General features: G+C 60.0%; 27 protein-coding genes and 1 pseudogene. All 28 read right to left on the bottom strand.

Annotated elements, in window-relative coordinates:
* Window positions 1-96: 96 nt before the first annotated feature.
* The 28 genes and pseudogenes from FGA82_RS17150 to FGA82_RS17280 all read right to left on the bottom strand — a co-directional run bounded on the left by FGA82_RS17150 (window position 97) and on the right by FGA82_RS17280 (window position 22525).
* Window positions 97-639, bottom strand: a complete 543-nt coding sequence (locus FGA82_RS17150) for a lysis protein (RefSeq protein WP_141127963.1) — start codon at window positions 637-639, stop codon at window positions 97-99.
* Complete coding sequence (locus FGA82_RS17155; protein WP_141127964.1) at window positions 621-1184, bottom strand: glycoside hydrolase family 19 protein; 564 nt, start codon at window positions 1182-1184, stop codon at window positions 621-623. The genes FGA82_RS17150 and FGA82_RS17155 overlap by 19 nt, the downstream gene beginning before the upstream one ends.
* Window positions 1185-1233: 49 nt before the next feature.
* A complete protein-coding gene (locus tag FGA82_RS17160) occupies window positions 1234-2283 on the bottom strand; it encodes a phage late control D family protein (RefSeq protein WP_141127965.1) in 1050 nt (349 codons plus the stop codon).
* Between the two features lie 95 nt (window positions 2284-2378).
* Complete coding sequence (locus FGA82_RS17165) at window positions 2379-2585, bottom strand: tail protein X (protein WP_064596196.1); 207 nt, start codon at window positions 2583-2585, stop codon at window positions 2379-2381.
* Entirely contained in the window at window positions 2560-3405 is an 846-nt protein-coding gene (locus FGA82_RS17170) for a phage tail protein (protein WP_141127966.1), read from the bottom strand. Before FGA82_RS17170 ends, FGA82_RS17165 begins: the two co-directional genes overlap by 26 nt.
* A gap of 9 nt (window positions 3406-3414) precedes the next feature.
* Window positions 3415-6054, bottom strand: a complete 2640-nt coding sequence (locus tag FGA82_RS17175) for a phage tail tape measure protein (protein ID WP_141127967.1) — start codon at window positions 6052-6054, stop codon at window positions 3415-3417.
* 150 nt (window positions 6055-6204) lie between these two features.
* On the bottom strand, window positions 6205-6489 hold the full coding sequence (locus FGA82_RS32460; RefSeq protein ID WP_249384257.1) for a phage tail assembly protein: 285 nt from the start codon (window positions 6487-6489) through the stop codon (window positions 6205-6207).
* A 24-nt stretch (window positions 6490-6513) separates the two neighbouring features.
* Window positions 6514-6804, bottom strand: a pseudogene (locus FGA82_RS32465) (phage tail assembly protein); the annotation flags it as partial.
* A 13-nt stretch (window positions 6805-6817) separates the two neighbouring features.
* Window positions 6818-7321, bottom strand: coding sequence for a phage major tail tube protein (locus FGA82_RS17185; protein ID WP_141127969.1), 504 nt, complete (start codon window positions 7319-7321; stop codon window positions 6818-6820).
* Window positions 7322-7334: 13 nt separating this feature from the next.
* On the bottom strand, window positions 7335-8501 hold the full coding sequence (locus FGA82_RS17190) for a phage tail sheath subtilisin-like domain-containing protein (protein ID WP_141127970.1): 1167 nt from the start codon (window positions 8499-8501) through the stop codon (window positions 7335-7337).
* Between the two features lie 103 nt (window positions 8502-8604).
* Window positions 8605-9036, bottom strand: coding sequence for a phage tail protein (locus FGA82_RS17195; protein ID WP_141127971.1), 432 nt, complete (start codon window positions 9034-9036; stop codon window positions 8605-8607).
* 12 nt (window positions 9037-9048) lie between these two features.
* On the bottom strand, window positions 9049-10998 hold the full coding sequence (locus FGA82_RS17200; protein WP_141127972.1) for a phage tail protein: 1950 nt from the start codon (window positions 10996-10998) through the stop codon (window positions 9049-9051).
* Window positions 10991-11599: a phage tail protein I gene (locus tag FGA82_RS17205; RefSeq protein WP_141127973.1), complete on the bottom strand. Its 609-nt coding sequence runs from the start codon at window positions 11597-11599 to the stop codon at window positions 10991-10993. The genes FGA82_RS17200 and FGA82_RS17205 overlap by 8 nt, the downstream gene beginning before the upstream one ends.
* Window position 11600: 1 nt before the next feature.
* Window positions 11601-12482, bottom strand: coding sequence for a baseplate assembly protein (locus FGA82_RS17210; protein ID WP_141127974.1), 882 nt, complete (start codon window positions 12480-12482; stop codon window positions 11601-11603).
* Window positions 12479-12805 (bottom strand): GPW/gp25 family protein, encoded by a 327-nt coding sequence (locus FGA82_RS17215; protein ID WP_141127975.1) that lies wholly within the window; start codon window positions 12803-12805, stop codon window positions 12479-12481. The genes FGA82_RS17210 and FGA82_RS17215 overlap by 4 nt, the downstream gene beginning before the upstream one ends.
* Before the next feature lie 5 nt (window positions 12806-12810).
* Window positions 12811-13059 (bottom strand): hypothetical protein, encoded by a 249-nt coding sequence (locus FGA82_RS17220; RefSeq protein WP_171057301.1) that lies wholly within the window; start codon window positions 13057-13059, stop codon window positions 12811-12813.
* Window positions 13060-13113: 54 nt separating this feature from the next.
* Complete coding sequence (locus FGA82_RS17225) at window positions 13114-13680, bottom strand: phage baseplate assembly protein V (RefSeq protein ID WP_141127976.1); 567 nt, start codon at window positions 13678-13680, stop codon at window positions 13114-13116.
* Window positions 13677-14189, bottom strand: coding sequence for a hypothetical protein (locus tag FGA82_RS17230; RefSeq protein ID WP_141127977.1), 513 nt, complete (start codon window positions 14187-14189; stop codon window positions 13677-13679). Before FGA82_RS17230 ends, FGA82_RS17225 begins: the two co-directional genes overlap by 4 nt.
* Complete coding sequence (locus FGA82_RS17235) at window positions 14182-14847, bottom strand: hypothetical protein (RefSeq protein ID WP_034155915.1); 666 nt, start codon at window positions 14845-14847, stop codon at window positions 14182-14184. Before FGA82_RS17235 ends, FGA82_RS17230 begins: the two co-directional genes overlap by 8 nt.
* Window positions 14844-15164: a head-tail joining protein gene (locus FGA82_RS17240; protein WP_141127978.1), complete on the bottom strand. Its 321-nt coding sequence runs from the start codon at window positions 15162-15164 to the stop codon at window positions 14844-14846. The genes FGA82_RS17235 and FGA82_RS17240 overlap by 4 nt, the downstream gene beginning before the upstream one ends.
* Before the next feature lie 2 nt (window positions 15165-15166).
* Window positions 15167-16162 carry a major capsid protein gene (locus tag FGA82_RS17245; protein WP_141127979.1) on the bottom strand — a complete coding sequence of 332 codons (996 nt, stop codon included), beginning with the start codon at window positions 16160-16162 and terminating at the stop codon, window positions 15167-15169.
* Window positions 16163-16223: 61 nt separating this feature from the next.
* Window positions 16224-16568 (bottom strand): head decoration protein, encoded by a 345-nt coding sequence (locus FGA82_RS17250; RefSeq protein WP_141127980.1) that lies wholly within the window; start codon window positions 16566-16568, stop codon window positions 16224-16226.
* The gene (locus tag FGA82_RS17255) at window positions 16565-17719 is read right to left on the bottom strand and encodes a head maturation protease, ClpP-related (RefSeq protein WP_141127981.1); all 1155 of its coding nucleotides are present in this window, start codon (window positions 17717-17719) and stop codon (window positions 16565-16567) included. The genes FGA82_RS17250 and FGA82_RS17255 overlap by 4 nt, the downstream gene beginning before the upstream one ends.
* On the bottom strand, window positions 17716-19197 hold the full coding sequence (locus FGA82_RS17260; protein WP_141127982.1) for a phage portal protein: 1482 nt from the start codon (window positions 19195-19197) through the stop codon (window positions 17716-17718). The genes FGA82_RS17255 and FGA82_RS17260 overlap by 4 nt, the downstream gene beginning before the upstream one ends.
* Window positions 19197-19403, bottom strand: a complete 207-nt coding sequence (locus FGA82_RS17265; protein ID WP_141127983.1) for a phage head-tail joining protein — start codon at window positions 19401-19403, stop codon at window positions 19197-19199. Before FGA82_RS17265 ends, FGA82_RS17260 begins: the two co-directional genes overlap by 1 nt.
* Before the next feature lies 1 nt (window position 19404).
* Window positions 19405-21432 carry a phage terminase large subunit family protein gene (locus tag FGA82_RS17270; protein ID WP_432767169.1) on the bottom strand — a complete coding sequence of 676 codons (2028 nt, stop codon included), beginning with the start codon at window positions 21430-21432 and terminating at the stop codon, window positions 19405-19407.
* A 2-nt stretch (window positions 21433-21434) separates the two neighbouring features.
* Window positions 21435-22046 (bottom strand): terminase small subunit, encoded by a 612-nt coding sequence (locus FGA82_RS17275; protein WP_141127985.1) that lies wholly within the window; start codon window positions 22044-22046, stop codon window positions 21435-21437.
* 134 nt (window positions 22047-22180) lie between these two features.
* Complete coding sequence (locus FGA82_RS17280) at window positions 22181-22525, bottom strand: phage holin family protein (protein WP_073473576.1); 345 nt, start codon at window positions 22523-22525, stop codon at window positions 22181-22183.
* Window positions 22526-22679 lie beyond the last annotated feature (154 nt).

Below are 22679 nucleotides of genomic sequence, written 5' to 3' on the forward strand. Positions count from 1 at the left end.
TGTGCACGGAGCAAGAGCCTTGGCTGGACTTGCAGGGACCATCTGCAGGGACGGCGGCCGGTCCGGATGTTGACGCATCTGGCCCGGCCGCTCTTTTCACTTCGGTGTCGAGACTTCTTTGGCGTATGCCTGACAGGCCGCGAGGGCTATCAGCCCCCGGTCGCCGTCATCGGTGACGCCGATAATTCGTTGAGCATGCGCTGGGTCAAGTTCGGCTCTTGTGGGGCCATAAACCACGCCGCCGGTGGCGGTGGTGGCTGACAACGATCCGTTGCCGGCGCCGGTGGAGGCATCGAGTAGGACTGACAGGCGCAGATCAGCAGTGGCAAGGCGGTCGCGCAGGCGACCTTGATCACGTTGGGCATCACTCAAGGCTCGGTAATGGGTTTGTTCACTGGTTGCCAGGCGCTGCTCGAGCGCGAGGCGTTTGTCCTGTTCGGCACGCTGCTGCGCAACCGTGGCCACGGCCAACTGGTTAAAGGTTTCGGTGTGGAGTCGGGCCTGCTCAGCGAGCTGTTTGCCGTAGCGCCAATCCTGCACTTGCCAGGTAATGGACGCAGAACCACCGACCAAGACGACCAGCAGCACGCCTTTTGCCAGTAGCCGATACGGCGCCGGGATCAGTTCGCCGAAACGCATAGCACCGCCCTCGCCCGCCCCCACAACTCCAGCCGATCCTGTAGGCCGTTGAGGCCACCGTTGATCCTGCGGGTGATCGTGTTGAATTCATTTTGATCGGCCAGCGCGTTCAGTCCATTCACGGACCAGAACCATGCGGCCGACTCGGCGGCCCACTGCGGCAGCTCCAGCAGTTCAGGGGTGCGCAGCAATCGCTCGTCACCGAACAGCGCCAAGCTGCAGCGCAGGTAATTGTCGTGGCCGGTGACCTGGATCAGGCCGCGACCGCGATAGCGCTGGCCATCACCATCCGCTGCCGGCGTGTTGCCCAGTTTCGCAGCCAGGCTGCCGGTGTCGTATTTGCTCAGGTATTGGTCGCCGCCCAGTTCCCGGACGTACTGCAGCTGACCCGACTCGTGACCGACTTGCGCCAGGAACGCGGCTTGGCGTTTCGGCGTGTTGATCTGCCGATGGACCATGGCTGCGTTGAGGGCGGATACAAAAACGCCCGCTTGGCGGCGGGCGTTGGGCATGATGCTTTGCAGCTGCTGTTCAGTGATGGACATACAAACTCCAGAAATAAAAAAACCACACTCAAGCGGCAATGGGAGGTGTTTACTGCTTCTCGATGTTCACCACCTTGAGGGGTGGTTTCGGCCCTTTCTTTTTCTTGCCCTTGGATTTACCGGCTTTGCCGGCATTGCATTCGACCGTAGTGGACCAACCGGACTGGGTGAACACCTGCTCGACCGAATCCGCCAGGTATTCGCCATCAAGCCCAACCTTGAAACCCTGAGCGATGATGGGACGCTCGGCAAAGATGTCCGTCCGGCCGGGCATTTCAAGCCGCACATCGGCGGTCGAGCGGTTGAACGCCGACAGACGTGCCTTTGCCGCCGCTTCAGCAGCGCCCTTGTCTGGGTAGATATGGCGGTCGGTATGCACTGCCGGCAGGCCGTCCGGAGCGTCATCGTTGTCGATGGTAACCACCGCGAGCTTGCCGTTCTTTTTGTCCTGATGCTTGGTGGCCACCGCCTTGTGCGAATTGCGATCGCCGAGACTGAATTGCCAGCGGCTGAGGTCGCGACGGCTCAGGGTTACAGCGCCAAACGCCTTACCGCTGGCCGTCTGGCCACCTTGGCGCGGCATCACCAACAGTTTGCCGTCGGCGACCTTGGCCGTGCAGTCGTATTGCTTGGCCAGACGGGTGATGAAATTAAAATCAGACTCGTTGAGCTGGTCGACACGGGCGACCTTGGTCGACACCGGACACACCGGCGTCCAGCCATTACGCGCGGCCACGTCAGCCACGATCTTCGACAACGGCACGCCTTCCCAGCTTCCGCTACGGATGGTCTTGCCGCTGCCACGCATGTCGCTGGCCTTGCCCTTGATCACGATGGTATCGGGCGGGCCTGATACCTCGACCGTGTCCACGGTGTAACTGCCCATGCGCGCCAAGGACGTTTCGGCGTAACCCAGGTAGATCTCGATTGAGCTGCCACGCCGTGGCAATTGCACTTGCCCATCACGGTCGTCGATACGCAACTCAAATTCGTCGGACTCCATGCCCGGCTTGTCAGAGGTACGCAGCAACAACAGCCGATCATTGATCTTGGCCGTAACATCGGCGCCATCGGCGACAATGCGAAACATCGGAGTCATGGATTTTTCCCAATAAAAAACCCGCACAAGGCAGGTCAGAAAAACAGCGTGTCGTTATGCCTAGCGCGGCTGTGCGGCGGCGCGGACAGTCTAGGTCAATCCCACAAGCTGACGCCCTCACTGGTTGGGCTGGGCAGATCCGGCAGGACGATAATCACGCCCGACCGGAACGGCTGAGGTTCATCAGCCAGCCCCTGATTGGCATCGAGCACGGCCTCGACGCTGCCATTCAGATGGCCGTAAACGTTGTTGCAAATGACATCGAGCATGTCGCCGTCAGACGTCCTGCATGTCGTCGCCATAACGCTCAAACTCCAAAGTGAACCCCTGTTTGCGAGCAATCCCGCCGTGCAGCAGTGCGGACTGTTCCTCGTTGATGTTTTTCAGGCACCACGTCCCGATCACCTCGCCGTACCCCGTGGTCAGGGTCAGCGGTTGTAGCCTGGCCCCGATGGAACGCAGGGTGTCGAGCTGCTTTAAACCGCCTTTGAAGCCCGGATAGATTGTGCCCTTGAGCGTCAACTTTTCATCGCCCATACCGATGGCCTGCTTCGCCGGCCGGCGCGTCAGCCGCTCCTGCGAAGCCCAGCGGAATTCGGTCGAACGGCTCAGCTCATCAAAGGCTGCCGTGTCCAGGTTGAAGTAGTACGGCTCAATTTTTGGATCGCGCGGCTGAATGATCATCAGGTGCGGGAACGGCTTTACCGCCTCCGGCGCCGGCGTCGCCTCACCGGCAAAGGAACTGGTAGGCACGATGTTGGCGAGCGACGGACTGACCTTGCCGGCGACGTTGTTGATCGCCGTGGCCGCCTTGCCCGCCTGTTCCTTCAACGTACCCAGCCGATCCTGCACTTCAGCCGCCGCGCGGGTGGCGCGGCCGTACACCGCTACCACCTGACCGACCTTGGCCTGAGCCGCGTCGACGCCGCGCATCACTCGCTGAAGTTTGGCGCCGATGGCCGGACCAACAAACGGGATGTTCTCCAGCTCGGACGCGGCGCCGGTCAGTTCGCGGATCGCGCCGTTGACCGGGGTCAGCATGCCGTCAGCACTGCGCCGCCCGGTTTCCGATGCCTCGATTAAATACTTCAGGCTCGATTGCATTTGCTCCATGTAAGCCATGAAACCTCCTTATACATGGGGTTCGTCGTACAGCTTGGCGGCGTTACTCCTCGCCGCGTCCGCCATCATTCGTTGCATGTGCGGCATCAGATCCTGCGCCAAGGTTTGCGGGTCTTTGACATCGCCCTGCACGGTCACCGGCATGCTCAGTGAATACTGAAACTGCTGATCCACCTTGGCCGGCTCCGGCTTCGCCGGCTCCTTGGGCTGGATAGCCAGCGCCGCCGACTTGAGCGGCGCCGTCACCGCCATCGAGCGCGCGACATCCCCCAACACCTGGCCTTGCTGCGCCGCTGACGCCATCATGAGCGGCGTGGATGGCACCGGCGCCTTTGCCGTTTGCTCGGGCTTTTCATCCTCTCCGCCGAACAGCGACTTGCCCAACGACCCGCCCAGCGCCGCACCGCCCTGACTGCCAAGATAGGCACCGATCATGCCGCCGATCGCGGTGCCGATGATCGGCACAACCGAACCGATGGCGGCGCCTGCTGCTGCACCGGCCATGGTGCCGGCCAGGTTGCCAGCGGCCGAACCGTAACCTTCGGCTTTTTCGTCCTTGGTCTTGGCGTTTTGAAAGGTTTCAAAAGCCATCGCGCCAGACTCCAGCAGCGTGCCGCCAGGAATGACCTTGGCCGCCTTGCCGACCTTACCGACGGTTCCTGCGACGACGCCGAGCTTGGACAATGCTCCACTTGGAACTGAAGGGACTGATGGCGATGGGATCGAAACAGGGGGACGCGGAGCCGGAACAGGTGGACGAGGCACAGACGGGCGAGGACCTCTCGAACTCGGCAATGACCGGCGCCGAGCGCTGCGCCTTGACCCACGTCCACGGCGGCGCGATTCGCCCGACGCATCCACACCGTCTCCCATAGCGCCGGCATTGACGACGAAAACCTTCTTGACGCCGTCGTTACCTGCACCACTTTCAGTACCAAGGCCACCGCCTGTTGCCGCTTCCTTCACCCGTGAAACAACATCCAGGCCAGTCGCTACGAGATCAAGTTCTCCGGGTTTTTTATTTGGGGCTTCGCTCCCATTCCTGCCACCGCGCGACCCACGCGCAAGGTTTAGCAGCCCCTTGCTGATCTTGATCGTGCTGAAGATACCTTTTAAGGCAATCAGCCCCGCTCCGACCGTAGCGATACCGGCAACCACCCCGGGCGCGCTATCAGTCAGCGACGTAATGCCTTTAGTAACCTTGGTCAACGACTCGGCCACGGTGTCCGTCACCGGGCGCAGCGCATCCCCGATGCTGCGCATGGCGTCATCCATCGCCTGGGCCATTTCCGCCCATTTCTGAGATGACGACTCACGCCGCTCGGCGAGGTTCTTGTCGAGGATCCCGGTGGCGTCACGCGAATCGTTTTTGAGCTGGCTGTACAGCGCCTTGTTCTGCATGTAAGCCGACAGTGCGGCCTTGACCTGCATGTCGGCGAACAGGTCGCCGGTGCGCAGGGATTCTTCCAGCGAGGCCATCATGGCCTTGGCCTTATCGGGATTGGCTTCCTTGCTGATTTTTGACGTCGCTTCGGCCATGGCCGCCGCACGCTTCGGATCGGTCGCCTGAATGTATTTCTGAGCCAGCGCCATGCTGGTCTCAAGCGTCGACATACCGTTTTGCAAACCGGTCTGCATCGATCCCTTGTAATCAATACCGGCTTTTTCGTAGGCCTTGACCGTGTCGGTCGAGCCGATTTTGCCCATCCAGTTTTTCAGGTTGTTGGCCGCTTCGTCCGAACTGCCGGCCTGCTTCATCTGGACCTGCAACATGGCACCCAGTTGCGTCACCGCATCCAAGCCGGTGATGCCGTTGCTGGCCATGTTGGCCAACAGCTCGGGAAACCACTTGGCCATGTCGGCCGCTTCAAAGCTGCCTGCCTGCCCTTGGTAGGCGATCGCCTCCAGCGCCTGCTGCATCTGCTTGGGGTCGGTGATCTTGGCGTTCTGCCCCAGGGCGTTGATCATCTTCGCCGTGTCGACGCCGCTGGATCCCTGCCCCACGACAAACTTTGCCGCGACAGGCGCGTAATCCAGCGCCTTGCTCAAGTCCATACCGGCGCCGACCAACTGATTGACCACGTCAGCCACATCGTTGCGCGCCATGCCGGTATCGCGTGAAGTGTCGATGATCTTGCGCGACATCTCCTGCTCTTGGGGCTTGTTGGCAATGCCGGCCTTGATCGCGATGTCTCGCACAATGGCGCCAAAATCAGCGCTGACCTTGGCCGGTACCGCCATGGCACCGACACCTACAACCGCCGCACCGACAGCGCCCTTCATACCCTTTACGCCAGAATCAATCTGCTGATGCCCTTTGGCTTTCAGCTCGGCTTTGTTGGCCATCTGCCCCATCGAGCGATAGGCTTTTTCCAGCCGGCCGACCTCGACCCCCTGCTTTTTCAAGCTGTCGAGGTTCGAGTTCAAACGGTTGAGTAATTTGGAGGCGCCGGCTGCGCCGGTGTCGTGAGCCTTTTTCCATTCTTCGCGCAGGCGGATGGTGTCGCCAATCGTGCGCTGCAGCACGCGCGCTTTGTTGCCTTCAGCCTCAAGGCGCTTGATGCGCCCGGTCACGTCCTTGAACGCGGCGCCGACCGTGGAACTGACGGCGCCGCCGATCACCAGCCCGAGGGCGAGTTTGTTTGCCATATCATGGCCCTCATGTGCCCAGCACTACCGGTGGCGGCTCAATCCGTGAGCCACCACACCATATCCGCGAACGGCATCGACTGGATCTCGGCGGCGGAAAATCCGGTTTCCGCCGCCAGACGTTTCGCCGCCGACTTGATCACGCTGGGGTTAAAGCCCGTCGTAGTTGTCCATGCGAAAATAGCCGGCCTGCAAGCGGTTAAAATCCACCAGCTTCAGCCCCTCCAGATCCGCCACCGAAGCGCCGGACAACGCAGCAAACAACACCAGCTCGCGCTGCTCATCGTCGCCACCCACCTCACGGTTGGCCGCTCGCACGTCGCCCACAGTCGGCGAACGCAAGGCCAGCTTGTCGACGGTCACGCCATTGATTTCACTCGGACACGACAGCGTCACCAGCACCTGATCGGTGTTTAGCGACAACCACGCCGGCATCGAGTCCGAATAATCGGTTTTCGGTACCAAGTGCGAATACGCCGTTTGCACGCGGCGATAATCCGTCAGCTTGAGGCCTTCCAGATCCTTCAGTCCGACTTCGGCGAGACCTGCGAACAGCATCAGTTCGCGCTGTTCACCATCGCCGTTGGCAGCACGATCAGCCGCACGCACTTCACGCACTGTCGGGTTACGCAGGTTCAACGTCTCGACGTCGACACTGTTGGCCTTGCTTGGACGGGTCAGCGTTACAACAGCGCCGAGCGCACTGAGCGACAGCCAGGCCGGAAGGTTTTTAGCGATAGCTTGAGTCATCTGAATCTATTCCTTACAGGCCGAGCGCGTTGCGCACTTCGAGGAGTTGGTCTTTGCCGTCGATCACCTGAATGCCGGCGACCATGTCGATCTCGTACATCAGGCGCCCGTCGATTTCGAGCTTGTAGTACGTGACCGAAACGGCGTGTTTAATCTCGGCCGCATCACCGGCTTTCCAGTCACCCAGATCGACCTCTTTGAGCCGGCCGCGCAGGGTGGCAACGACCGCTGTAACCGCGCCCTTTTGGCCCTTGAAGGCACCTCGGAACGTGGCGTTGAACGCTGTGCCGTCGGCCAGGCCGAAGTACTTCAGCGACTCGCGACGTACGCCCTTGGTGACAAACGAGGCTTCCATTTTTTCCAGCCCCTGATCCATCTCGATGGGGCCGGCCATGCCGCCCCCACGATATTCGTCGGTCTTGGTGGTCAGTTTGGGCAGCGTCAGGCTGGGCACGTCGCCGGAGAAGTTCACGCCGTCGACGAACAGGTTGGTGTTATACAAAGTCTGAGGAATCATTGGTTACGCCCCCTTAGGCTGCTTCAAGCACTTCGGTCATCCACTGATCGGTGACTTCGAAAAGGAAATTCGGGTTCTCTGCCGGCGGCACGTCGGTGAAACGGATGCGCCAATACACCTTGCCCTGGGCGATCTGGCTGGCCGTGTTCAATTCGGTGTCGGGGAAAACTTCAAAGTTGATGATTGCGCCCTGAGCTTTCAGGTCGCGCATGAACGCATCCAGACCGTTGGTGACATCGGTCACGTAGGTCTTGGTGATCGAGCGGTCGACCGCCCATTTGTGCCCGGCCTGCACCGCGTCCATAAGGATGAACAACGTGCGAACGCGGGTTACGAATGCCCACTTCGGATCACTCGACAGCGTGCGGTTACCCCACAGTCGATAACCGTCGTCGCGAATGATCGTGGTGATATTGGCGTTGTTGAGCAGGTTGGCCCGGCAAGTTTCATCGCCGTCCAGGTACTCGACCGCGCGACCGGTTCCGGTGATACCGGTCAATTCCTTGTTCGATGGCGAGGCCCAAAAGCCGTACTCAGCATCCGTCCAGGCGAACAGCCCCGCCGCCCAAGCCGAGCCAGGCGCGTCGACGGTCTTGCTGGTGACGGTGTCCCAATACTTGACGCCCGGGTCGACCATGAACAGGTTGCGACTGCCGAAGTTATCGGCGTAGGCCATAGCGGCCTCATCGGTCGTACCGGGGCCGTCGATGATGCCGATGGCGCGCAGCTTCTGCGCCAAGCTATCAAGCGCCGTGGCCACCGCCTGAGTGGCCGTGTGGCCCGGCGCGATCAACAACCGCGGCTGGGCGTTGAACAGGCTTTTACCGTCGAGCAGCGCCTGCAGGCCCGTACGCTGACCCGAGACCAGTTCGCCGCCGATGATCGCCGAGGTTTGCAGCGCCGCGTCTTCCAGCTTGGGCACGCCGATGGCGACGATCACCGCCTTGGCTTTGACGTAGATCGCCTTACACGCCTTGGTGATCGCCGAGTCAGCGCCGAAGGCGGCAATGGCTTCGCGCTCGGTAGTGATCAATTTCAATTCGCCGGCCTTGGCCGTGCCGCCGCCGAGAACGCCGGGGGTGAAGGTGTCGCATAGGCCGATGATCGACGACGACGGCAGCGAGATGGTGCGCGCGCCGGTGTCGACCGACGTGGTCGTGACGCCGTGAAAAAAACTCATAAGGCTCATTCTCCAGAAACGAAAAAGCCCCGCATAAGCGAGGCTGTGAGGGTGTTGGTGTTACGCGTAACGGAATGAAAAACGCCCCGTCAGTGCGGGGCGTTTATTGAAGCTGGCCGGTCAGCCACAAAGGAGGCAGCGGACGATGATCAATCAGCGGGAATTCGCCCGCCTCCGGCCAGTTGCGAAGTGTTCGGCGATACACCTGTAGCTCGCTGTATTGCGCAGGCGTTAGTGTGGTTACTTGCGCTTCTTCCAGCTCGTCACGGTGGCGCGAAACAACACCATCCGTAGCCGATAACTGAGCGTCCCGCCAAACGCGCTCATTTAGTTTCAGCACCTCGTCACTGACCGGCGGCGGTTCAGTCAGAAATGGATAGCCATCATCACCACAAGAAATAACCTTGCCTGCTGCCTGCCCTCCCATCAGCTCGGCGTGCTTCTCATCAGAGATTTCAACAACATCATCCGGCATAGACGAATGAATAGATTCGTCATAGAACCCTTTGGTAGCTTTTGAATAGAACACGAGCATCTCCCTAAGCCATTATTGCCCGATCGCTATCCAGTAAACGGAAACGTTAGTTGAGTAAGTCCCGCGCAATCCAAACTGTGTAAGTGAGTACATAAGAGAATAGTCAGTGATAATATTTACAGAGGCTTCAGCCCCAACATGCTGCGAGACAACGCTATAAACCGCTTTAGTGAAAGCGATCGGGTATGTATTTACGACCGTAGTACCCGAGATGCCAGCAGTCCCAAACCCCCATTGAACAATCAGACCGCTAGGCATCTTTTGAAAGCCGCTGCCGCCAAGCGAAGCCAGCCCGGTGCCCCCAACAGATAGCCAGCCCGCCCCCCATGCGATGAACTCTGCTGCGACACCGCTGCCAAGCACCACATTAGGCGAACCATTCGGATTGCCGTTAGGCCCAGACACATTGCCGTTTATGGACTTTACGGTACAGGCAGTGTTCGCACCGGCCTGTATGTAGAGCCTGCTCCCAGCAGGCAGCAAAGCCGCATCAGGCAATGTAAGGGTCATGACTGACGCGCTTGCGTAGACGTACTTACCAACATCCTCAGCCGTCAACGTAGTGTTTGCCGAGTAATTAACGTACCCGGCCAGACTGCCCGAAGACCGCTGCACAAACTCAGTTGTTGCAAGTGCTTTGGAGCTATCGAACTGAGGCCGGGTTGTGAAACTCTCCCCCGCCATGACGCCGGCATAGCGCAGCGCAACAGTGCCACCGATCAACCGCCATTGATCTTGCAGCCGAATGAATTCGGCGGTGTCGCCCAAGGCCAATACCAACGGGCCAGCAACACCGGTAGAGGTGTACACCACATCAGCCCCGGCCCCGACGATTCTCAGGCCGCCAGCACCCGCACAGACAAGCGCGACAGTAGCGCCCTGCGCGATACCTGCCGTAGGCGGCAACGTTGCGGTGAGCTGCCCCGAACCGGAAAAGCTGTGAAGGCCGCCGACATGCTCAGCCGCAAGCGCCAAGTTCGCGCTGTTTGTGGTGAACCCCGAAAACTCGACCCCGCTGCGCTTCACGAACTCAGCCGTAGCCAGCAACTTGCTGCTGTCAAATTGCGCCGGCGTCGGCGCCTTGGGGCTTCCGACAAAGATCGGAGAAAGCAAACGGGCGAGACCGTCGGTAATGTCCTTGAACATCAAGGCCGTGACGCCTACAACAATCGCGCCATCTGTCACCAACTGCCAAATCGTGTCGGCCTGAGTAGCCCCCACCTCAACCGCCAGCGTCATATTCGGCGTGACCTTGGCATTGCTGTCGGCATCACTTGCCCGCGCCCAGGCACCGGCCGCCACTACATATGGACCGTTATCCTTCGCTACCGTCTGATTCTTCACCAACACCCGATCGCCGGCGTTCAGCGAAACACCGTCCACTACCTGCAAACCGAGCAGAGCAATGTTGGCCGTCGTTGCAGCGCGCACAGATTGCTTCATGTCGAGCCGGCTCAACTCGTCCAGAAGACGCGAATCAACATATTCGCGGGTAGCCAGCACCACCGACGGATCAATCTTGAGCGTGATATTCCCGGTATTGCTGACCACAAAGTTCATGCGCACGACTTGCGTGCGGCCAGAGCCTTGCGACAGCAGCGGCTTGAAGCTTGGCGCGCAGTTGGCCACCGCCACCAGATCGCCGTCCGCATCGTAGAGGCCGATTTCGCGGATCCACTTACCGCCCTCATCGGCGGGAATGATTTGCTCGGCGATGATCACTGCCGGATTGACCGGATCAATCTTCAGTTGGTTGAGCGGCTTTCGGCGCCACTCATTGAGCAGCTTGGTTTGTATGGCCGACGGCACCGGATTGGGCGGATCTGCCAGCCCGCTTGGGTTGGCATCCCCCACGCCCATTTCGGTAAGTTTCCAGGGAATTCCAAGCGCGTCGGCGTTCGCCTGCTTGGCCATCCCCACGTTCGTGAGGATCGCGAAAAACTGCGAGTTCGCATCAATCATAATAAACGTCCAGGGTGTCTATGGTGTGTTCGCGGCCGACCACGCCAAAGCTGCCGGTGACCTCGATGTCACGCATGACGGGTGGGTAAACGTCGATCTCGTCGCCGTCGTAGAGGGATACGGCGATATCTAAGTTGCCTTGGGTTTCCAGGCTGATCGCCAGCCCGGTCAGTTGCCGGGTAACAGGCTTGGCGTCGTCAATCAGGCGCTCAAGCTCCTGATACATTTCCTCGGTGATACCGGTATCGAGAACGCCCACCTTCAGAGCGAAGGTGCCCGGCACACCCTCGGGCACCGTCTGGAACCACTCGACGATCTCAATCAGGTAGCCCAGCGGCTCGACCACGCGGCGCAGCGCGCCGATGGTGCCCTTGTGTTTATGGATGTAGTACGACGCCTTGATGGCCGCGCGCTTGGTCGCCTCAGACCATCGGTAGTCCCAGCGATCGACCGACCACGCCCACGCCAGATGCGGCAGCAGATGCACCGGGCAGGTGTCGGGGTTGTAGAGGTCGCGCAGTGGGACAATCGTCTTTTCGAAAAACGCGGCCTCCATGGCCCGTTCCAGTTGCGTGCTGTTGAGCGGCAGTAGACTTTTCATATCAGCCCGCCAGCCTCACGCTGTAGCGCGTACAGAACGCCGCTTGCGCCTTGGTCGGGGCCAAGTCCTGCCAACCGACCAACTCAACCCGGGCAACGCCGGCAACGTGCAACTGGGCGTCAACAGCCGACCGCGCGACCTCGACGCCCAGCCGCTTGCGTGGATTGATCCAGGCTGCCAATCGACTTTTCGCCTCGGCCAAACTGGCATCCGCTTCGGGGCCGGCGCCAGCCATGTGCAAGATGGCGTCAATCTCGTAGCGGATCACCTGCGCGCTCTGCACGGTCACCCGATCACCGACCGGGCGCACGTCATCGTCATTCAGCGCAGCGTCCACCGTCGCCAGCAGCTCCGGCGGCGCTTCACCTTCCCCATCAAACCCCAGCACCGTTACCGTAACGTAGCAAGGTGCCGGGCTTTCGGCCGTGGCGTCTGCCACCAGCCCAGAAGCGTTACGCGCATGCAGGATGTAGCTGTTACGTGGGCCGGCTGTGGTCAAACCCTCATAGGCCAACTGGATGCGTTCGCGAAACGGGTCGTCGTCTTCCATGACCTTGGGCACCGGCGGAACCGCCAGCAGATCCTCGGCCTGAATGACCAGACGCTGCAGATTGACGTTGGCCCCCAAGTGATCGAGGTCGCCGCGAATGGCGTGCGCCAGCAATAGCGCCTTGCCGGCGTCATTGACCCGAGCGCGGTTGCCGACCTTGTTGTAGGCCCCGACCTCAAGCACTTTGACAACTGGATCGCTTTCCAGCACGGCCGTCCAATTGCCACCCATGTACCCGCGAAAGACGCCTAAACCATCCTGATAAACCTCTTCGAAGTCCAGAGGCTCCAGCACGGTCGGCGCCGGCAGCGACGACAAATCAACGGTACTCATGCAGCCACCTCCAACGTGACGCCGTCGCCCAGGTATTTCCCGACGATTTGCAGATTGATTTGCCCACCAATGACGGAAAGGACACGCACCTGGCCGAGCTTCAAACGTGGCTCCCAGCGCCCCAAAGCGCGGGCGACCTCAGCCTGTACGGCGCTTTTCCAGCCCTCGTTAACGGGCAAATCGACAAACCGCCGCAGCTTGCTGCCGTACTCCATGCGGTGCCGGCGACTGCCCAGCGGCGTGCTCAAGATGTCGGCAATGGATTGCCGCAGGTGCTCGATGCCGGATATGGGTAGGCCGGTCTGGCGATCCATTCCGATCATCGATGTCACTCCTTGAACGGCTCGTATTCTTCGCTGGCTTTCAGGAACTTGACCGCCTCGATGTCGGAGGCCGGCACCACGACCGTCGCCTTCTCCACCGGATAGGAACGGTCGGTACCGGGCACGATCACCAGTCGCGACGTGTAGAGCTTGTCGTGGAACTTCAAGGACTCAGGCGATGAGTAAGTTGAGGATGACAATGCCGGTTCCGAGGACGCTTGCGCATCGGTTGAGGTCGTATCGATCTTGGCCATGTGGTTCTCCAGGCATGAAAAAGCCCGCACTGGGCGGGCTATCGTGAGTTGAAATTAATGCGTGTGGTGGTTGCTGTTGCCGGTGGCATCAATGATTGCGCCGGCGCTGGTGATGCCCTTGGTAACGTGTAACGCGCCGTCGATCATCACCGCCGCTTTCAGATTGATGTTGCCGGTGGTCACGTTCACCGCGCTATCGGTCACGACCGCTTCCGTGCTGGCCACCTTGATGGTGACTGTGCCGCTCGGCAACGTGATGCTGTAGTTCTTGGCCTGCCAGTCGTAGATCAGCGAGCCGCCATCATCGAAACGCCAGACTTCGACATGGTCGCGATTATCTGGCGGCGGTCCGGCATTGCCATACAGGCCCGGGACAAACGTGCCTTGTGACACGTCACCGCTGGGACTGATCAAACTGCCCTGCTCGCCCAAAGACGGTGCCCGCCAGTGCCTGGCCTTGCCGGCGGCGATGCTGTGCCACCGCACCCAGGCGCTGACCCATTCACTGCCATCCGAGACGCGACATACCGGCGGCGAAGCGGACAGATCCACCGCGACCACGTAGCAAGCCTTTACCGCACCCGCGATCATGCGGTCATGCTGGGCGCTTGCGTAACTCACGGCAGATCCTCCGGCCTGAATTGCCCGTCACCCGGATCGACTTCAAACACCAACGACCCCGGCGGTTCGTCCGGCCACGGCCATTCCTCAACGCCGAGATAAACCTGCTGAGTCCACTCCACCAGCCACACCGTGTATCCATCCAGGTGCGGCTGGGTCCAGTCCTGCAGCGATTGCACAAACTCGGCGGGTTCAACTGCCAACCCCCACGTCTGCGAACGAAGCAACACCGCCAACTGCGTCGCCAATTGCACGGCCTGTTGATGATGGTGCGCCTTGATCGGGTCAACAATGATCCGAGCCTCGAACTTGCAGACCAGCGAGGTTTCGCCGGTGCCGATATCGGTACCCGGCTCGATCTCGGCCACCTCCAGAAACACCGCTGGCAGCGACACGCGATCCTTAATGTCTGGCCAGGCTGTGACGGCCTGTACGCCAGGCAAGTGGGTACGCAGATGCTGTTCTACCGCCCGACAAAGCTGGTCCAGGCTGAACGGTTCTTCAGACATTGCCGATCCTCTTAAGGTATTTCTGCAGCTCAAAGTTGAGTTCCTGCTTGAGAATCTCCAGCAGACGCTCATCTGCCTTTTTGACCCAGCTGTCGAAATGCGGCCGGGCTTGCTCCAGCGACACCTTGGCCTTGGCCAGCGGGAAACGACTACCGTTTTCTGCGACCCAACCCGAACTCGGCCCGCGACCGGGGGACACCGTGCTGTCCGGGTAGTCGTCTCCATTGAAATGCTTGCTGGCTGTGCGAATCCAGATGTCGGGCTTGTTGCCGTAGACCTTCTTGAGAAAGGCACCTTCGTAACGCCGCCCCGCCACCGACACACCGCTCCCGGTCTGCCGCGCCCGGCCGATCCGGCTGGATTCGATGGCGTTCAACCCGAACCACAGTTTGCCGCTCGCGGCACCGCCGGAAACCGGATAGCTGCGCAACCGCTGACGCACCGCTGCAACAGCAATGCGCTCTGACCGGCTGACGGCTCGGGCAATGTGCGTGCGCAACCAGCCCAACGTCTTGTTGATTGCACGTCGATGCGCCGCAGCGGCCGCTTTCGGCACCACCTTGGCAAAGTCCTGGAACGCCTGAAAGTCTGCGGCCGAGGATTGGATGGAGATCATCCCGCCCCCGGCCGAGGGTTTGAAATAGCTGCCGACACTCATGGGCGCAACCTCAGAATCAGTGCGACCAGGCCGTCACCGCTGGGTTCAAGCTGAATCAGGTCGTAGTCACCACCGCCGTCCAAGGCAGGCAAGTCAACGCTGACCAGGATGCCCTGCTCCAGACCGTGCGAATCGCTGACGCGAATCTCGAAACGCGGCTCGCGCAAACCGGTGTTGAGCTTGCCGAACTTGGGTTGCAGCCAAGGCGCGGCAAACATGCCGAACACTGGCTCTTCGCGACCCTCGATCCGTGCAGTGTCGCCCAGCGTTTCGAACACCACCGCGTCAACCTCGGCGATCAGATCGCGAAAGCCCACGGTCAGAGTTCCAGCAGGACCTGCGCACGTGGTCTCGTGCACAGGTGCAACGGGTTGGACTGTGCTTCACCGGCCATGCCTTTGTTGAAGGGCAGCGGTTCGATCATGCTGTAGTACGGAATGCCCTGGGTGTTGACCGTTTCCATGTAATCAGCCGGCGCGAACACCGAGATGTACAGATCCGGCACACCTTCAGGGATCAGAAGTGCCTTATCGTCATGCACGAAGGAAACGCCGGCCACCTTGCCACGGTAGCGCTCCCAAATAATGCCGCCGAACTCGAAGCTTTCCCGGGCATCACCGCGCAGCGCGGCCGCTTGCTGACTGTTGAGATAGGTTTCTTTTACCGAAGGGTGGACGATGAACTTGTTCCAGAAGTTTTTACCGCAGAAGGCGCGCGAGCCAGTACTGGTCACGCTACCCAACGCATCCTCCTGCATATCCAGCGCCTCGCCGCATTGAACCCTCAGCTCTGTCTCTGGATCCGCCAGTCCCATGGACATCCTTTGACGCTTCACACCGAAGCGATCATAGAGATCCAGCAGTACGGTTTTGCCGTCGGCGTCGAGGATCTGCCCATTCAATGCGCCCATGCGCTGGAACTCGTGCGTGGCGTCCAACTGGCGCCGAGCCTTGGCCAGTCGGGCATTGACCACGTCTTGCACCGCCTGCAACTCAGTGCGAGTACCGAAGGCGCGGATGCCCTGAATCTCATCGGCTTTGATGGTGAAGCGTTCCGGCAGATGCACAGTGTTGAACGGGATAAGGTTGCGCTTGCTGGCTGCGACCACCAGGCCAGAACCACCACGCTCGCCAGCGGGCACCAGTGCCAAGGTGTCGCCGTCCTTCTCGATCTGCACGGTCAGGGTGGTGATGCCTTCCTCGCGGAACAGGCCCAAGGCGCTGATGCGCCCTGGCAGGTAGGGTTGATCATTAAGTGCAGCGGTGAGCGAAGTAACGGTAAACGCTTCGTCGTCAAAAATGGCGATATCGGCCATGGGTACTCTCCAGAAACGAAAAATCCCGCGCGCGGCGGGATGCATATAAAAAAGAATCGACTTAGCGAACGATCACGAAATGAGTGGCGAGTGCTTTCTCGGCGGCCAGATCCAAGCCGGTCAGGTGTGCTTCGCTGACCTCGGCCAACCTCACCACGGCGCGACCGCGACGCACCACATCGGATTCGCCAAGCGGGCCGTAAAGAATGGCGACAGCGTTTTCGCTGCCGTCCTCAGCAGTCGGTTCGTAGGGTGCGAATTCACCGGAGGCTGTCACCAGCCCGAGGATTTGTCCCGGCCACAACGCTGGACCGGCCGCGACGTTGATCGCTTCACGCGAAATGGTGCCAGCGCCTTCGGACAGCAGGAATTCACCTGCGTGCATCGGTTCCTGTTTGATGGTCATGCTCGTGCTCCTTTCGCGCCGCGCGCGGTTCCTGTTTGGGCCGCTTGGCGAGCAGCCCAAATCGAGTTGGGGTCAGGTTGTTTGGCCAGCACCTTGGGTGCCGGGTCGTCCGCCAGCGGCAGACTGTTGTCGATTTCAAAGCCTTTGCCACTGGTGACAATCTTGTCGAACAGACGCGCGCGAACCGCCGCCGCATCCAGACCGGCCGCGACATATTCGGCGCTGAATTCCGGCAGACGTGCGGCCACGCAGAGGTCGTTCACCGCCTTGGCACGTGCCAGGCCGGCGAGAACGATTTCCTCGCTTTCAAGCTGGGTGGACTTGAGCAGCGGCTCGATCAGGTTGCTGATGCCCGCCGCCGTGCAGCGCTGAGAGATCATCAATGCCAACTTGGCAGAGTCGACTACGGGAGGCACCAGAGGCGGCTCCACAGGTTCCAGTTCAGGATCCAGTTCAGGTGGTTCGTCGAGCTGTGCCACCAACTCAGCCGGAGCGTGCTGGTATCGTTGCAGCACCGCTCCCTGTCCGAGGCATGCTTTGACCTTGATGCCGTCGCCGACTTCGTCTGCAAGACCAAGCGCCACCGCTTCGTTAGCAGTCAGCCAGGTTTCAGCATCAACCATTCGCCGCAGCTCGGCGTCATCGATGTCCGGCGCCTTGGCCTTATACGCCGCGAGGATCGCCTCCAAGGTTTGATCCAATACATCAGCGACCCGGCGGAAGTCCTCAGCGTCCCCGCCTGCATAGGTGTAGGGGTTATGAATCATCAACATGGCGTTCGCCGCGATGACTACGCGGTGTGCACCGCACACAGCCACGCTGGCCGCACTCGCTGCGAGTGCATCAATGCGACCGGTGCAGCGCTCGCCCAGCCGCGACAGCGCGTTGTGCATGGCCAGACCATCGAACAGGTCACCGCCGATACTGTTGAACGCGGCCACCACTGGTGAAACGCCATCATCCATGGCCCGCAGATCCTGCACGAACTGATTCGCAGTGATGCCCCACGCGCCGATCTCGCCATAGACGAAAACTTCGATCACTCGATCGGTCGCTTCGCCGCTGGCATTAACGGCATACCAGGTCTTGTCCTTTACCTCGACGCGTTTGCCGGCGCGGTTGTAAATACGCGGTTTCGCAGTTTTGCTCATGGTTGCTCCTTGTCGTCGGTGTCTTCGACGGCATCAAGGGTGTTGTAGTTGAGGCCCAATGCGGTGGCGCGCGCCAGATCGGCAGCGTTTTCCAGATCGACCGTTTCGGCGTCGTAGCCGGTACGCAAGACCATCTCGCTGCGCGACGAAAACCCGGCCTGCACTTCCATACGCCGCGCCTGCACGTCCTGCACCGGCTGGATGTAGGCCCAGCCTTGTGGCACCCAGCGAGTGCGCAGGTACTGGCGGCGCTTCTGCGCGTAATCGTCCAGCACCAGAACACCCGACAGCACCGCCATGTCCATCCACGCGGCCCGTACCGGGCGGCAAAGTTGATGCACATACACGCTGAATTGCAGTTGTTCCAGGCGGCGCCGAAACTCGTTGAGCACCACCCGCAGTGCTCGGTCGTTGATGCCGCGCATGTCGCCGGTGAGGATCTCGTAAGGCGTGCCCGACCCCGCTGCAGCAGCCATCAGTTGTTGCCGCATGAAGTCTGGGTAGTTGTTGCCGGCGTCTGGTGGTTTGGAGAACTCAACCTCCTCACCTGCGCCCAGTTCCTGCATGGTGCCGGGTTCGAGAGCGACCATCGGGGTGAAGCCATCGCGATCCAGATCGAGCGGCTGACCGGTCACCGGATCTCTGGGAAGTGGTCCCGAGTCCGGCGCCGGACGCTTGATGAAACCGGCAAACAGGTTGGCCACTTCCTGACGGAACAGCACCGCGTCGTCGTAGTTGTCCAGACTGCGCAGCCGTTTGAGCACCGGCGACAATCGTGGCACACCGCGTAGCTGGCCAGGCTCGACCGGCTCGAAGATGTGCAGCACTTGAGCGGCGGGTACGCGCACCAGCTGGTTGTAACCAGCATTCAGCGAGGAGGCATCACGCGGATGCGACAGGTACATCCAATACGCTACGCGCTTGCCGCCGGGGGTGAACTCAATACCGGCGCGGATCACGTTACCGTTCTTGGTGGACTCGAACTTGTCGTGCGGCACGAACTCCGGTGCCAGGATCTGCAACTGCAGCGGAACCGCCAAACCTTCATCTAGACTGCGAGGACGCAACCGAACAAAGCATTCGCCCGAGGTTTCAACCGTGCGTGCCACCAGCGCCTGCTGGCCGTAGAAGTCGGTACGGTCATCCGCATCTGACTCATCGACCCAATCTCCCCACAGCTCCTGCAGCAGTTTGCGCAAGACATCGTCGTCAGTCGTCGGCCGAGGCGTGATACCGGTGCCGATCAGGTTGCTTACACGCTTGTCGATGACGTTGAAGGCATACGGGTCGTTGCGAACCGCTGCCCGGGAACGCGACCGCAGGTTGCGCAGTGCCGGGGTGTTGATGCTGTTGATCCCGTTGTCGGGCGCGTCCCAGCCAGCAGAGCGGCGTCCCTCTCCAGCACCTTCGTAACTGGCCTTGATGTTGGACGGCAGGACAAATCCGTTACGGGTCAGCGTTGGAAACTGTCGGGCCATCAGACCCCCTTCCCTGCGTGGTACAGCCGGACCACGCGCGAACGTGGCCCAGCTGCACTTGCCAGCGACAAGCGTATTTCTTCGCGCGCCTTGAGCAGTTCATCGACCGTGCGGTATTCCACGGTACGGTCGGTGTAGCGCACAGTTTTCTCACCGCGAGCAATGGCCGCCTCAACCGCGTCGAGGTGCTTTTTCGTAAAGGACATATCAGCGTCTCTTGAGGTAGCCGCTTGTACTGACGCGGCGTGGAGGAACAGCCATAGGCTGGTGGCGTGGAGTAACTGATTGAACAGAGTCAGCAGGCGGGGCGGAGTATGTTTTCGAGACCGGCAACGCCTCAGGTGTCTCATTTGACGAAATAGGTACTTCCGGATCAGCTTGGACCGACTTGTCTTCAAACAAGTGATGCTGCATGAGCGATTGCCGTACTCGATCCCAATCACTAGCGTGATAACGCCCAAGGCCCAGGTATTCGGCCATTGCCAAGGCGTACACCATCAGGTCGAGCGCTTCGTTACGATCGGCCTTCCCCTTCGTCCATTCAACGCGCCACTGACCTTTAACGAAACGAGCCACCTTGCGCTCGGCCACACATTGGGCAAAGAAGTCATCAGGTAGATCCTTGGCGAAGTGCAAGGCCCCGGGTCCAGATTCCAACGCGTAGCGGTTATAGATCCAGTCCTTCGCAGTATCGGTGCCGATCATCCAGAGTTCGGCACCATTCTTTTCGACGTTCCCGCGCCAATTAACATCAACGCGGGACGGACGCTGAGCGATAACCAGCTTACCTTTACGACTCTCGCCTTTTACTGCAAAGACATTTCGCCAACGGCGAATGCGGCAGAACTGATAAACCTCATGCGTATGGTGTCCACCCGAGTCAACGGCGGTAGCGAGGATGCCCAATCCGACGCCACTAGGATGACGGTAGCGAGCCTTGAGCTTGGTATCTAGCGCCTCCCATGTTCTGTCGTCGGATGGGTCACCCATGATGACTTGATGGTCAATGACCCAACGCTCCAGTCCGACACCCCAGCCCATTACCATGAACTCAAGACGATTGCCTTGAACGTCCACTGCGGCAGTCAGCATCAGCGCGCCCGTGGGTACGGTGCCGAGCACGTACGTTTCTTGCAGCGCTCGGGCTTGAAGTTCATCTGCTTTGGTCTGTTCAAGCGCGCTGTCCCAGGGCAGCCCAAGCCTAGTGTTGTAAAACACCTGCATGAGCGACTGATTGCCTTTTTTCTGCTCGCTCATCGCTGAGTCGAACTCGCGAGCTAGCAGGACCCAGCTAGTCCATCCAAGGGGCGCATAAAGGGCATTGAGCTGAAAGCCGATGGTTTCGCCGTCACCGTGAGAATGAGCGCGCCACTCACCCTTTGCCAACATCGTGGCCTTTTCATGTTCATCGATTAGCGCGCCGCATTCAGGCCCATTGCAAAGGTACTGAACCTGGGCATACGCCTCGTCCCACTTCAGATGAGACCAGTCGAGCACCTGCATATGTTGGCAGTGCGGGCACGGCACATAAAAGTGACGCTGATCGCTGATGCGGAAAAGATCATCAATGCGCGACGCCCCCTTCAGGGTTGGCGTACTTGAAAAATAGAACTTGGCATTGCGCCCGAACGTTGAAGCTCGAGCTTCCGCCAGCTTGACCGGATCGCCCTCACTGTTCAGATCCATCTCCCAACGATCGATCTCGTCGCCGTAGACGTAGCGCACCGACTTTTCTGCGAGGTTTGAAGAAGAGCCGGCGGTCGCAATGAACAACCGGCCACCCTCAAACTGTTTGACTCCGGAGGTGTTAGTGCCCTCCCTTGATCGGGGTTTGACGATGCGTTCGCGTAGTTCAGGAACCACCTCTGCGGCCTGATCAAAACGTGCGGCAATGTCATGTGCCAAACGCTGCGTAGGTTCCAATAACAGGATGTTCGCCGGCGCCATATGAATACAGCCGCCGATCCAATTCAAAGCAATCTGCGTCTTCATCAACTGCGAGGCGACCATTGTCACCACCCGCTTGCATGGATGCGCCGGTGATAGACATTGCATCGGTTCACGAGCATAAGGCGTACGTGCCGTCCGATAGGGACCGGGTTCAGCGCCGCCTTGGCTTTGGGGGATCCGCATGTAACGGTCGGCCCATTCGTCAACCCAAAGCTCAGGCTCCGGCCGCAGTCCGCGAAAGTAGCCGCTGCGGTACACCTCAGTGCCATCGGCGTAGTTGGCCATGATTAACTCCCCACGTTTGAAAGCGCACGCTGCAAATCAGCGGAGGACATCCGTTCGGCGTCTTCCAGTGTTCGACGTAGCGCAGCTAACAATTGTTTTTCCACCATCCATGGATCGGTCATCGCTGCCAATTCCGGAGCGATCTGAGTCGGCATGGTCATCAGCAAATCACGCAGCAGCCGGCCTGTATCGAAGGCAGCTCTGTCGACCACAGCCGACTCAACCAGTACACCTTGATCCTTGTAAAAATCAGCCTCGACGCTCAGGGATGCAAAGTGTTCCTTTCGAGCACGCGCCTTTTGGAAGTCAGGCAGTGCGGCGGCAGCAGAAAGACTCGAGGGCTGCGCAGCCTGCAAAAACGGCGGCGAAGGTTCGGGGACCGCAGTGCTGAAACCGTCTTTGACCTGCCGCTCACGTTCGTGACGGGCGACAACGCCGGCCTTGCTGGGGTCCGATGTTTCTTTGATGAGGGATTCTGTCGCATATACATCGACGCGTTTCCCATCCGGCGCCATCACCAAACGCCCGTTGTCTTTCAGCCAGGTGATGGTGCTGGGCGCCTTTCCAATTCGAGCAGCGAAGGCGCTTTTCGAGAGGTAGAGAGGCTCAGTCATAGTAGATTTTTCAGTCCTTTTTCAATGAGATTTCAGTGATTGAAATTTCAGTAACTTTTCAGTGCTCGCAGAAACCGAGTTGCGCGGGTTTCCGACCCCGTACCCTCCGAATAACCCCAGGGTCCCCGGCGGTTTCAGGCTGCCCCGCCACCATTCGGCGGGACATCGCACACGCCAAGCCGCTTGGCAGCCCAGCGTTCGTACAAGCCGATGGCAACATCTGCACCGGCCATTGCCGTGAGACAACCCAAGGCGCCCGCAGTCCAGAGCGACATGCCCGCCGCGATCATCAGCATCATTGCCGAGACTCCGCAGACAATGCAGGCACCGGATCGAAGCGCAAGCCGACGCATTAACGCCCAGCCCCGGGCACCATCCTTGTCTGCTCGCCACATCTCACCGGATACGCCGCCGACCAGAGCCAGGACGATCACCAACCAGATCGGCATTTCTGCCAGCGCTTGCTGCTCATTTGTCATGTTGTGCCTCAAGTGAAGGAGCATGCCGAACACAAAAAAGAAAACCCCGCCGGAGGGCAGGGTTTTCAATGTCGCGGCATACGCCAGGACGAAGTGCACAGCACGTGCTCGGGGAAGCGCCAAGGCGCAGAATCCATATCGTGGGGACTTTTTA

The sequence above is a fragment of the Pseudomonas fluorescens genome, assembly GCF_005938625.1.
Lineage (GTDB): Bacteria > Pseudomonadota > Gammaproteobacteria > Pseudomonadales > Pseudomonadaceae > Aquipseudomonas > Aquipseudomonas fluorescens_BD.

Coding starts and splice junctions, on each gene's coding strand:
- FGA82_RS17150 (WP_141127963.1), bottom strand. CDS start 639: ATGCGTTTCGGCGAACTGATCCCGGCGCCGTATCGGCTACTGGCAAAA.
- FGA82_RS17155 (WP_141127964.1), bottom strand. CDS start 1,184: ATGTCCATCACTGAACAGCAGCTGCAAAGCATCATGCCCAACGCCCGC.
- FGA82_RS17160 (WP_141127965.1), bottom strand. CDS start 2,283: ATGACTCCGATGTTTCGCATTGTCGCCGATGGCGCCGATGTTACGGCC.
- FGA82_RS17165 (WP_064596196.1), bottom strand. CDS start 2,585: ATGGCGACGACATGCAGGACGTCTGACGGCGACATGCTCGATGTCATT.
- FGA82_RS17170 (WP_141127966.1), bottom strand. CDS start 3,405: ATGGCTTACATGGAGCAAATGCAATCGAGCCTGAAGTATTTAATCGAG.
- FGA82_RS17175 (WP_141127967.1), bottom strand. CDS start 6,054: ATGGCAAACAAACTCGCCCTCGGGCTGGTGATCGGCGGCGCCGTCAGT.
- FGA82_RS32460 (WP_249384257.1), bottom strand. CDS start 6,489: ATGCCGGCGTGGTTGTCGCTAAACACCGATCAGGTGCTGGTGACGCTG.
- FGA82_RS17185 (WP_141127969.1), bottom strand. CDS start 7,321: ATGATTCCTCAGACTTTGTATAACACCAACCTGTTCGTCGACGGCGTG.
- FGA82_RS17190 (WP_141127970.1), bottom strand. CDS start 8,501: ATGAGTTTTTTTCACGGCGTCACGACCACGTCGGTCGACACCGGCGCG.
- FGA82_RS17195 (WP_141127971.1), bottom strand. CDS start 9,036: ATGCTCGTGTTCTATTCAAAAGCTACCAAAGGGTTCTATGACGAATCT.
- FGA82_RS17200 (WP_141127972.1), bottom strand. CDS start 10,998: ATGATTGATGCGAACTCGCAGTTTTTCGCGATCCTCACGAACGTGGGG.
- FGA82_RS17205 (WP_141127973.1), bottom strand. CDS start 11,599: ATGAAAAGTCTACTGCCGCTCAACAGCACGCAACTGGAACGGGCCATG.
- FGA82_RS17210 (WP_141127974.1), bottom strand. CDS start 12,482: ATGAGTACCGTTGATTTGTCGTCGCTGCCGGCGCCGACCGTGCTGGAG.
- FGA82_RS17215 (WP_141127975.1), bottom strand. CDS start 12,805: ATGATCGGAATGGATCGCCAGACCGGCCTACCCATATCCGGCATCGAG.
- FGA82_RS17220 (WP_171057301.1), bottom strand. CDS start 13,059: ATGGCCAAGATCGATACGACCTCAACCGATGCGCAAGCGTCCTCGGAA.
- FGA82_RS17230 (WP_141127977.1), bottom strand. CDS start 14,189: ATGTCTGAAGAACCGTTCAGCCTGGACCAGCTTTGTCGGGCGGTAGAA.
- FGA82_RS17235 (WP_034155915.1), bottom strand. CDS start 14,847: ATGAGTGTCGGCAGCTATTTCAAACCCTCGGCCGGGGGCGGGATGATC.
- FGA82_RS17245 (WP_141127979.1), bottom strand. CDS start 16,162: ATGGCCGATATCGCCATTTTTGACGACGAAGCGTTTACCGTTACTTCG.
- FGA82_RS17250 (WP_141127980.1), bottom strand. CDS start 16,568: ATGACCATCAAACAGGAACCGATGCACGCAGGTGAATTCCTGCTGTCC.
- FGA82_RS17255 (WP_141127981.1), bottom strand. CDS start 17,719: ATGAGCAAAACTGCGAAACCGCGTATTTACAACCGCGCCGGCAAACGC.
- FGA82_RS17260 (WP_141127982.1), bottom strand. CDS start 19,197: ATGGCCCGACAGTTTCCAACGCTGACCCGTAACGGATTTGTCCTGCCG.
- FGA82_RS17265 (WP_141127983.1), bottom strand. CDS start 19,403: ATGTCCTTTACGAAAAAGCACCTCGACGCGGTTGAGGCGGCCATTGCT.
- FGA82_RS17270 (WP_432767169.1), bottom strand. CDS start 21,432: ATGGCCAACTACGCCGATGGCACTGAGGTGTACCGCAGCGGCTACTTT.
- FGA82_RS17275 (WP_141127985.1), bottom strand. CDS start 22,046: ATGACTGAGCCTCTCTACCTCTCGAAAAGCGCCTTCGCTGCTCGAATT.
- FGA82_RS17280 (WP_073473576.1), bottom strand. CDS start 22,525: ATGACAAATGAGCAGCAAGCGCTGGCAGAAATGCCGATCTGGTTGGTG.